We start from the raw sequence: 9,022 nt of genomic DNA on the forward strand, positions 1-9,022 counted from the left end.
ATTTGTCCGCCTGCATGCAGAAAAGGCTTGACTTTGTCCCCTGACTTCGGTATCTTTCACAGAGCTTTTGCTCTTGATGTCGTTGGAAAGGGTGAATGGGAAATGGTCGAGCGGGGCGCACAGAAGCCAGGAGGCTGAAAGGAGGTGGTAGACCAGCAGAGAGGGTTTGAAGGGGATGGGGGAAAGGTGGTTGCGTCGGTTGTTAGGAGCAAACGTGGAGGAGACAAGCGATGAAGAAGGTACTGTTCACGCTGTTGGCCATGACGGCCCTTGTTTCGCTGGCCGCGGCGCAGTGGGTGTTTGACGCTGATTTCGTGCGTGTGAGTCAACCTCACGGGATTGTGATCACCCCTGACAACAAGGTCTGGATCGCCCCCTACGGGAGAACGGATACGATGCGGAACGTCGCAGCCAGTGTGCCGTTGATCTACGACCTCGACGGCAATCTTGTACAGAAGCTGCGTTTCGTGAACATCGGTGGGACTCCGGATACACTGTGGAACCGCGCTCGTGGCATTGCTTTGGACAAGGACGGCAACGTGCTGTACACCGCTTTCGATGCCGTCTACCACATCAACTACCAGACGCTGGAGGGCCTGCACAAAATATTCCCGAAAGCAGGTTCCTCGTTGACCGAAGCCGCAATGGACGAGAACGGCTACGTGTACGTGACGACGGTGCTCTCCGGCAACCCGGGCTACATCTACGATGAGGACTTTGAGCTCTACAGCTACTTTGCCGACACCGTGAAGAGCATCCAGCGGAGTGTCATTGCTGGCAAAGACGGCAAAGACGTATACGTAGGTGCCATTTACGCTGGTCCGAATGGCGTGCGGCACTACTACAGCCCGGACGGGCCGGATGGCACATACACCCTGGTAGACACTTTGGGGACGATATTTAAGCCCGACAAGTCGGTGGCGCGCAACATGTGGGCGCAGTGCCTGGACTGGGACCCCTGGGGCATGATGTGGGTTGGCACCTACTGGGACAATGCCGCAGTCGACTTCAAGAGCTGGTACCAGCTTGACCCGGGCAAAGGCTATGCCGTGGTGGATAGCTTGTGCGAGCCAGCTGGCAATCCGAGCTCCGACCCCAACCCGCCGGTCGGTGGCAAGATCTTCTCCCCGCGCGGCGTGGCTTTCTATGAGAAGGACAATGTCTGGTACGCCCTGGCCGCAGATTTCGACGGCAACGTGATTAAGCGTTTCAAGAATTCCAACCCCTACACCGGCGTCGTCGAGGTGCACAACGGGAGCGTGGTTCGGGACTACGGGCTGATGCAGAACTACCCCAACCCCTTCAACCCGGTGACCACCATCCCCTTCACGCTGGCCAAGGCAAGCTTCGTGGAGCTGAAGGTCTACGACATGAACGGGCGTGAGATCAAGACCCTGCTCAGCCAGAAGATGAACGAGGGCGAGCACAAGGTCACCTTCGACGCCTCTGGTCTCCCCACCGGCCACTACTTCTACCGCCTGGTGGTGGACGGCAAGATCATGACCAAGTCCATGACCCTGGTGAAGTAGGCAGGCCTTATTCTTGGTCGGCAGAGGGGCCGTTGGCAAAGACCAACGGCCCTTTTTTTTGACCGGCGGTATTTTCACCCTTGATTTTGGCCTGCATATTGCCGAAATTTGTGTAGTACGAGAGCGTGAGGTAAAAGGGAGATGTCATCGAAAAGGGCACGCCGATTTATCGCCAGCACAGTTGCACTCCTCGTTCTGCCTGCTTTGGCCTTGGCTGGGGGAACCGTGTACCTTGTTTTGGGCTCTGACACCGCCATCTGGGATGGGATGGATGACGGCCGTTATGACTGTCTGTATGATCTAAGCCTCTACACAGAGCCCGCCCGAAACGCCTATCAGGTGATGGCCCCCGCGTTCCGCCAACGCTTTGTGGACTCTTATGGTCAGCCTCTGAAGATGACCTGGTGGATGATGGCGGGGAACATTTTCCGCTACGCGCGCAATACGAACGTGCCCGTGCCCAACGTCATGACCATGTACTTGATGAAAAAGTACCACGGCGACAACGTCGTGGCCAACGGCGATGAGCTCTCCCTCCACTACCACACCTTCTTCTGGAGCGACTATGATGGCGACGGCAGGTGGTGGTGGAACCAGGCGCATACCTTCCAGGAGTGCCGGGACGATTTCGATGTGACCCTGGCGCAGCTGCTGCTCGAGGAGGGGGTTTTTCCGGTCTCCTTCCGCAGCGGCTGGCACTACATGGATAACGATTGGCAGCGGTACCTGAATCGGCTTCTCCCTTTCAGCATGCACAACGACTACCCAGCGCGAGGTGTGGACACCGCCGAGCCCCTGGACAATGTGATCGATTGGTCGCGGGCGCCAAGCCAGTGGGTTCCATACCACCCGTCGGAGGACGACTATCAGGTACCGGGAAACGGGAGAGGATGGAATGTCCGCTCCGCGCACTTTTCGACCACAGTGGCCAGGGGGTACCTGGACCAGATATTTGCGGAGGCGGACAAGGGCATCGACCAGGTGGCGTGCATCTGGGGTCACCTCCCCGAGACGGATTTTCTGAGCAACATCGCCAAGGTCGACAGTGCGGCTCACGCTGCGGCGGCGCGCTATCCGGGGGTGAGCTTCCGTTATTGCACGGCGGTGGAGGCAATGCAGCGCTGGCTTCGCAGCGACGACGTGCAAGCGCCGCGGCTCACGGTGCAGGTGGCGGGCACTGCCGAGCAGGTCCAATTGCTTATTCAGAGCGACGAACCCCTTTTCCAGCCCCAGCCGGTTGTGGCCTTCAAGGATGTGTACGAGGACTATGGGCTGGTATTCGCAGAACAAGTCGGCGACAAAACGTGGCAGGTTTCATTGCCCGCGCGTCCCATGGCAAAGGTGGGTGTGGCGGTGTGCGATACGGTGGGCAACCAGGCGCTCTTTGTCCACAGCTTCTTGCCCGATGATCTTTTCTGCGACGACGAGAGCGGTGAGCTCCAACCAGTGGTGGGGTCGTGGCGCTCAGTGCCGCAGGGAGCGTGGGGCAGAACAGCCTTGACCGCCAGTGTGGCAGCGGGTGACAGTGCGGTAGTGCACTGGTATCCACGATTGACCGAGGAAGGGCTTTATAATGTCTTCGTGCAGGTGGCTGCCGTGAGCAACGCGGCGCGACGGGTCGAGTTCCGCCTGCGCAGCGCAGGGGCTTTGGTGGGCCAGTGCTCGTTCGAGCAAGGGCTGCCGGCGGGTACCTGGGTTTACGTGGGCACAGCTCGGTTGTCTCCTGGTTCAGGCACGTTCTTGGAAATGGCTGCTCACGGTGATGGAGTGGGAAGAACTGCGGTCGCAGACGTGGCCAAGTTCTCCGCCCTCGTGCGGGACCGTGACCTGCATGTGCAGCCGCAGGTTGTCGACCTCGGCGAGGTGAGTCGCCGCGACACGGTACGCTTTTCCCTTCAGCTGCAAAATTGGGGCGTAGAGGAGGTGACCGTCACCGCGACTTCATCAGCCCGGGGTATGGTCCAGGCTGGTCTGGCTACGCCCTTCACAGTACCGACCATGGGGCGCGTTACACTACCGGTTTTCGCTTTCTGGCCGAATTCAGGAGCGGCTATTGATTCACTCGTGTTGCTGAGCGATGACCCGCGCCGATCGCGGCTGAGCGTGCCAATCACCGCGCGAGTGCAAAACTATTTCCTCATCGTGGACAATGAGGACTCGCTACACTATCATGAATTTGGCCAGTGGCGCTACAGTGTCGCCCAAGCATACGGGCCCACCAGTCGCTATGCCCCTTTGAACCAGACGCCGAGGGCCTACGCCACCTTCACCGGCGCGCTGGAGGTGGCGGGCGTGTACGAGCTCTTCGAGATAGTACCCACCACCGTGAATACCACGAACCACGCACTGTATGAGGTCAGCGTCGCCGGGATTGTGCTGGATTCTGTGGTGGTCGACCAGAACCAGGGCAGCGGCTCATGGGTGCGGGTAGGCCGTTACTACTTCCCCGCTGGCGTACCGGTGCAGGTGCGGGTCATCGACACCGGCAAGAACACCAACCCTCAGGGTGTAGTGTTGCGTGCTGACGCGATCAAGTTCGCGCTGGTACAGGAAGTAACGCTGGTGGACCAGCCGCATCCCGCAGGGCAGGTGCTTCGTTTTCGACTGGAACAGAACTATCCCAACCCGTGCAATGCGCACACCACCATTGCTTATGAGCTTGGCGAAGAGTCGCACGTCCAGTTGCGGGTCTATAACACGGCCGGACAGCAAGTAGCGATCCTGGTAGACAAAGTGATGCCCCCTGGCGCCCACGCGGTTCGCTGGGATGCCCAGGATGTTCCTTCGGGGGTCTATTTCTACCGGCTGGTGACGGAACGCCACGAGGCCACCGCTAAGATGATTGTGCTGCGGTAAGAGCCTGACCCCGAAGAAGACGACGCAGAGGAGACTAACCCCCATGGAGCAACCCCCAACAAGGCGACTGGTTTCCCTGGATGCCTTTCGCGGCCTGACCATCATCTTTATGATTCTCGTCAACAACCCAGGTAGCTGGCGCTATGTGCTGCCGCCGCTGCGGCATGCGGAATGGCATGGCTGTACGCCGACTGACCTCGTCTTCCCCTTTTTCCTGTTCATCATGGGCGTGGCGATGGCTTTTTCATTCGCGCGCAGACTGGAATCTGCTGGCAAGCTGACCCCCTTGTACCTCCAGGTGCTCAAGCGGACCGCCCTCCTATTGTTTCTTGGGTGGTTCCTCAATGTGTTCCCGGAGTTCAACTTTGCGCAGATGCGCCTCCCTGGTGTGTTGCAGCGCATCGGGCTGTGCTACTTTTTCGCCTCTTTGGTGGTGCTGCACGTGGGCAAGCGAGGGCAGGTCGTGACTATCCTCCTCTTGCTCCTGGGCTACTGGGCCCTCATGGTGTTGGTGCCTTTTCCTGGGCGTGGTGCTGACCCGTGGGCATTGGGCAGCAATCTGGCCCAGTACGTGGATAACGTGCTCCTAAAAGGACACATGTGGAAGCCGGACTTTGATCCGGAAGGATTTCTCAGCACAATTCCGGCCATAGCCACTACGTTGCTGGGTTACCGCACCGGCCAGTGGCTGCGCAGCGAGCGGACGCCGATGGAAAAGGTGAGCGGTATGTTTGTGGTGGCCAACCTGTTCCTGGTGGCCGCCCTGATCTGGAAGACCTGGATGCCGCTGAACAAGCAGCTCTGGACGAGCAGCTACGTGCTGCACACCGCCGGCCTGGCGCTGCATTTCCTGGCCATGAGCTATTGGGCAATCGACATCAAGGGGTGGCGCCGTGGACTGCAGCCGACGATCGTCTATGGCAGTAATGCCATCCTCGCGTACTTTGGTTCTTCGCTCCTGGCCAAGTTGCTCTACTATTGGCAGTTTGCTATGGCTGATGGTACGCGGCAGTCCGTCAAGGGCCTCATTTACAATAAGGTCCTCGTACCGGTGGCAGGCAATTGGGGTGGCTCGTTGCTCTACCCCGTTCTCCATATTCTCTTGTGGGCGGGGATTTTGACCATTCTGTATCGGAGGAAGATCTTTATCAAGTTGTGACCTGGGGGCTGTTGTGCACGCAAGGATTACTCGTGAGGAAATGGATATGCGACGCGTATTTCTGATTCTGGCAATAGCCCTGGTCAGCGGGCAGGTAGGTGCAGGGGTTAGGGTGGTGGGGAAGCCGGTAAAGCTGGTGGGTGGCGATGGCGCCTTTTTCATGAACCCTATGTGGTCCCCAGACGGCCGGATGATAGCTTTTACCGGGGAGCGCTACGAGGGCTTATGGGTGATGAACGCCGATGGCAATGGGGTACGGGAGCTAACTGCCGAGCCAGCTGCCGGGTACGGATTCGAGTGGTCTGCAGATTCGCGGGCGATTTTGACCAGGGTGGCGCAGTACCGAGGCCCTTTTCGCTACAACGCGGCCAAGATCTTTCGGGTGGACACCGGGGAGGCCAGACTTCTAACCGATTTTCGCACTTCGATGCCAGAACTTCCGCACTGGGCAGAGGCAGACGCAAAGGTGGTCATCGTCAGCTCCAGGGACGTGGAAGTGCTGGACTCTGGGAAGGAGGCGGTTGAGACCGTGCGGGCAACGCCGCGCTACTTCTGCTACCAGAAAGGAGGGGCAATCGTAGTGGCCGGACCTGGTGCCAAGCCGGTGGCCACGCTGGACCCGCTGCCGGGCGAGCAATACCTGAACGAGGTCCTCTCCCCAGATAGGAAGCGGTTGGCCTTCGAGGTGTTGGGCGGCAACCTGTATGTGGTGAATATCGATGGCACCGGGCTTGTGGACCTGGGTCGGGGGAACCGGCCCCAGTGGGCACCGGATAGCCGTCACCTGGCCTACATGGTCGCTGAAGATGACGGGCACCAGTTCATCTCTTCGGACATTTACTGTGTGGACCTGGAAGGCGGCACCACGACGGCAATCACCGCCACCGCAGACCGGTTGGAAATGAACCCCTCCTGGTCACCGGACGGGCGCATGATCGCCTTCGACACCATGGACGAGGGTGCCATCTATGTGGTCCAAGTGGAACTAGACACGAGCAAGGTGCGGATCGAGCACTGATAAGCAGAGACGACGGTTTTCGTGCGAAAGAATAGCGAGGAAGTGGATGCAGAGGCGAAATTGGGATTTGACACTTGGGGCGATGCTGTTGCTGTGGATGGCTCTTCTTTCTGGAGCATCGGCCCAGGTCACGGGGTTGGCCGGGTGGAACATTTTTCTGGACCCAGGGCACAGTCAGAAAGAAAACATGGGAGTATATGGCTATTCCGAGGCTGAGCGTAATCTCCGCGTCGGTTTGCGTCTACGCGAGATGCTCCTCAATGAGACGGACATTGACACGGTGTACATCTCGCGCACCAATGACCAGCAGCAGGTGTCATTGACCCAGCGCACGGACTTTGCAAATCGGGTAGGCGCGGCGTGGTTTCACTCCATACACAGCGATGCAGGGGATCCTTCGGCTAATAGCACGCTCCTTTTGTGGGGTCAGTACTACAACGGTCAGGAAAAGTACCCCCGTGGGGGTAAGGCGATGGCGGATATCATGGTGGTGTTGCTCACTAAGGGCATGCGAACCACCACGAGGGGTTCGATCGGCGATTGCAGCTTTTACACCTGGTCGGACTTTTGTCGGACTTCGGGCGGGCCTTACCTCCATGTGAATCGCGAAACGACCATGCCCTCAGAGCTGAGCGAGGCAGGCTTCCACACGAATCCCCGGCAGAACCAGCTGTTCATGAACGCAGATTGGAAGCGGCTGGAGGCGCGCACGTTTTTCTGGTCGATTCTGCGCTTCCATGGCCTCCCGCGGCCGGCGCCGGGTATCTGCACCGGCATCGTCTACGATGCCGAGACTGGTGTGCCACTGAACGGTGCTCGGGTCACCGTCGGCGGCACCACGTACGTGACGGATACCTACGAATCCCTTTTCCACTTGTATTCAAGTGACCCCAACCAACTCCATAACGGCTTCTACTACGTTGAAGGCTTGGGCACAGGGAGCGTCGAGCTGAGCGTAGAGGCAGACAATTACGTGCCAGAGCACGTGCAAGTGGTGCTGTCCGATACCTTTTTCACCTTTGTCGACGTGGGAATGTACAGCACCGTGCCACCTGTGGTAAAGTCCACTTACCCTGCAGACGGCGACACGGCCTTCCCGGCGTGGGCAGACATGGTGATCACCTTTAGCAGGCCCATGGACCGGCAAACGGTGGAAAGTGCCTTTGCCCTGCAGCCGCGTGCGGATGTATCGTTCTCATGGTCCTCCGACGGCACCCGCCTCACGGTGCGCACCGACACGCTGCAGTTCACCACCGACTACGTGCTGACCATCGCCGGCACGGCGCGAAGTATCCACGGCTACTTTCTGGACGGCAATAGTGACGGTGTTGGCGGGGATGATTTCGTGGTCCGCTTCCGCACCAGCCGTGCCGACATCACCCCGCCCAAGATAGTCAAGATGTATCCCAAGCAGAATGCCACTAACGTGGAGCTGCACCCCATCATCAGCGCCTGGTACGACGAGGAACTGGACAGCACTGTCGACTTTGGCGCGCTGTACAAGGTGGAACGATGGGTTGACCACACCTACGTGCCGGGCACTATCAAACACTATGTGGTGAATGCGCAGAGCATCTTGACGTTTTTCCCCGAGGCCCCATTATACCCGCGGGAGACGTATGTGACCAGGATTTTCGCGGGTCTGCGGGACTATTTTGGTAACGTGGTTCTCAACACCAGGTCCTACAGCTTTGTCACCACTGGTACATTTTTGGATTTTGCCGGCATCGATAGTTTCGAGAGCGGGCTGGGCAATTGGTGGGCGCCGCAGCAGAGCGGAAGCACGACTGGTGTTGTGACCGACGCCACAGCCAGACTGCCAGAGGGGGAGGTCGTCAACCTCTTGACGAAAAGTACAACGGCCATGCGCGTCAACTATGCATGGGACACAGGGGCGTCCGCATGGCTGATCCGCGTCTACCTGGCAGGGGGCGCTCCCAAGAACGTGCGCTTTGACAGCTCCTACCTCCTGCAGGCCTACGTGTTCGGCGACGCCAGCGGCACTTTGTTCCGCTTCTGCGTGGACGACCGTGTGCCAGACTATCAGGCCACCAACCACGAGGTAAGCCCTTGGTTCGTGGTGGATTGGGCAGGGTGGCGCCTGGTGAGTTGGGACATGTCCCGCGACGGCACCGGCACCTGGCTGGGCGACGGCAATCTCGACGGCACGCTCGGCTTCGACAGTATTCAGCTTTCCTACGCGCCGGGCGCTGCAGTCAGGGGGACATTGGTTATTGACGACCTGCGCTTGGCACGCCCCACCACAGTCAGGGTGGATGATCCGTCTACGCCCACCCCTGCCAAGCTCCGGCTCTACCAGGCTTATCCGAACCCCTTTAACCCGACAGTGACGATACGCTACGAAGTGCCGGAGGGAATGCCCCATGTCCGCCTGGTGGTGTTCGATGCCCTCGGTCGCAGGGTGAAGACGCTGGTGGACGGGGTTCAGCCACCAGGGGT

At 59.2% G+C, this 9,022-nt stretch carries 5 protein-coding genes; all 5 read left to right on the forward strand.

The genetic code is table 11. From position 1 onward, the window contains the following. The first annotated feature begins 230 nt into the window (after window positions 1-230). On the forward strand, window positions 231-1,529 hold the full coding sequence (locus ONB25_08670) for a T9SS type A sorting domain-containing protein (GenBank protein ID MDZ7392951.1): 1,299 nt from the start codon (window positions 231-233) through the stop codon (window positions 1,527-1,529). A 141-nt stretch (window positions 1,530-1,670) separates the two neighbouring features. Continuing rightward, complete coding sequence (locus tag ONB25_08675; protein ID MDZ7392952.1) at window positions 1,671-4,385, forward strand: T9SS type A sorting domain-containing protein; 2,715 nt, start codon at window positions 1,671-1,673, stop codon at window positions 4,383-4,385. A gap of 43 nt (window positions 4,386-4,428) precedes the next feature. Continuing rightward, window positions 4,429-5,544, forward strand: a complete 1,116-nt coding sequence (locus ONB25_08680; GenBank protein MDZ7392953.1) for a DUF5009 domain-containing protein — start codon at window positions 4,429-4,431, stop codon at window positions 5,542-5,544. Window positions 5,545-5,590: 46 nt separating this feature from the next. Continuing rightward, window positions 5,591-6,562, forward strand: coding sequence for a hypothetical protein (locus ONB25_08685; GenBank protein ID MDZ7392954.1), 972 nt, complete (start codon window positions 5,591-5,593; stop codon window positions 6,560-6,562). A 46-nt stretch (window positions 6,563-6,608) separates the two neighbouring features. After that, on the forward strand, window positions 6,609-9,022 hold a 2,414-nt coding region (locus tag ONB25_08690; protein ID MDZ7392955.1), incomplete at its 3' end, for an Ig-like domain-containing protein.

The sequence above is a fragment of the candidate division KSB1 bacterium genome, from assembly GCA_034506335.1.
In the GTDB taxonomy this organism is placed as follows: domain Bacteria; phylum Zhuqueibacterota; class Zhuqueibacteria; order JANLFK01; family Oleimicrobiaceae; genus Oleimicrobium.

What these genes read in the sequence shown, in the direction of transcription:
- ONB25_08685 (MDZ7392954.1), top strand. Translation starts at nt 5,591, where the DNA reads ATGCGACGCGTATTTCTGATTCTGGCAATAGCCCTGGTCAGCGGGCAG.
- ONB25_08680 (MDZ7392953.1), top strand. Translation starts at nt 4,429, where the DNA reads ATGGAGCAACCCCCAACAAGGCGACTGGTTTCCCTGGATGCCTTTCGC.
- ONB25_08675 (MDZ7392952.1), top strand. Translation starts at nt 1,671, where the DNA reads ATGTCATCGAAAAGGGCACGCCGATTTATCGCCAGCACAGTTGCACTC.
- ONB25_08670 (MDZ7392951.1), top strand. Translation starts at nt 231, where the DNA reads ATGAAGAAGGTACTGTTCACGCTGTTGGCCATGACGGCCCTTGTTTCG.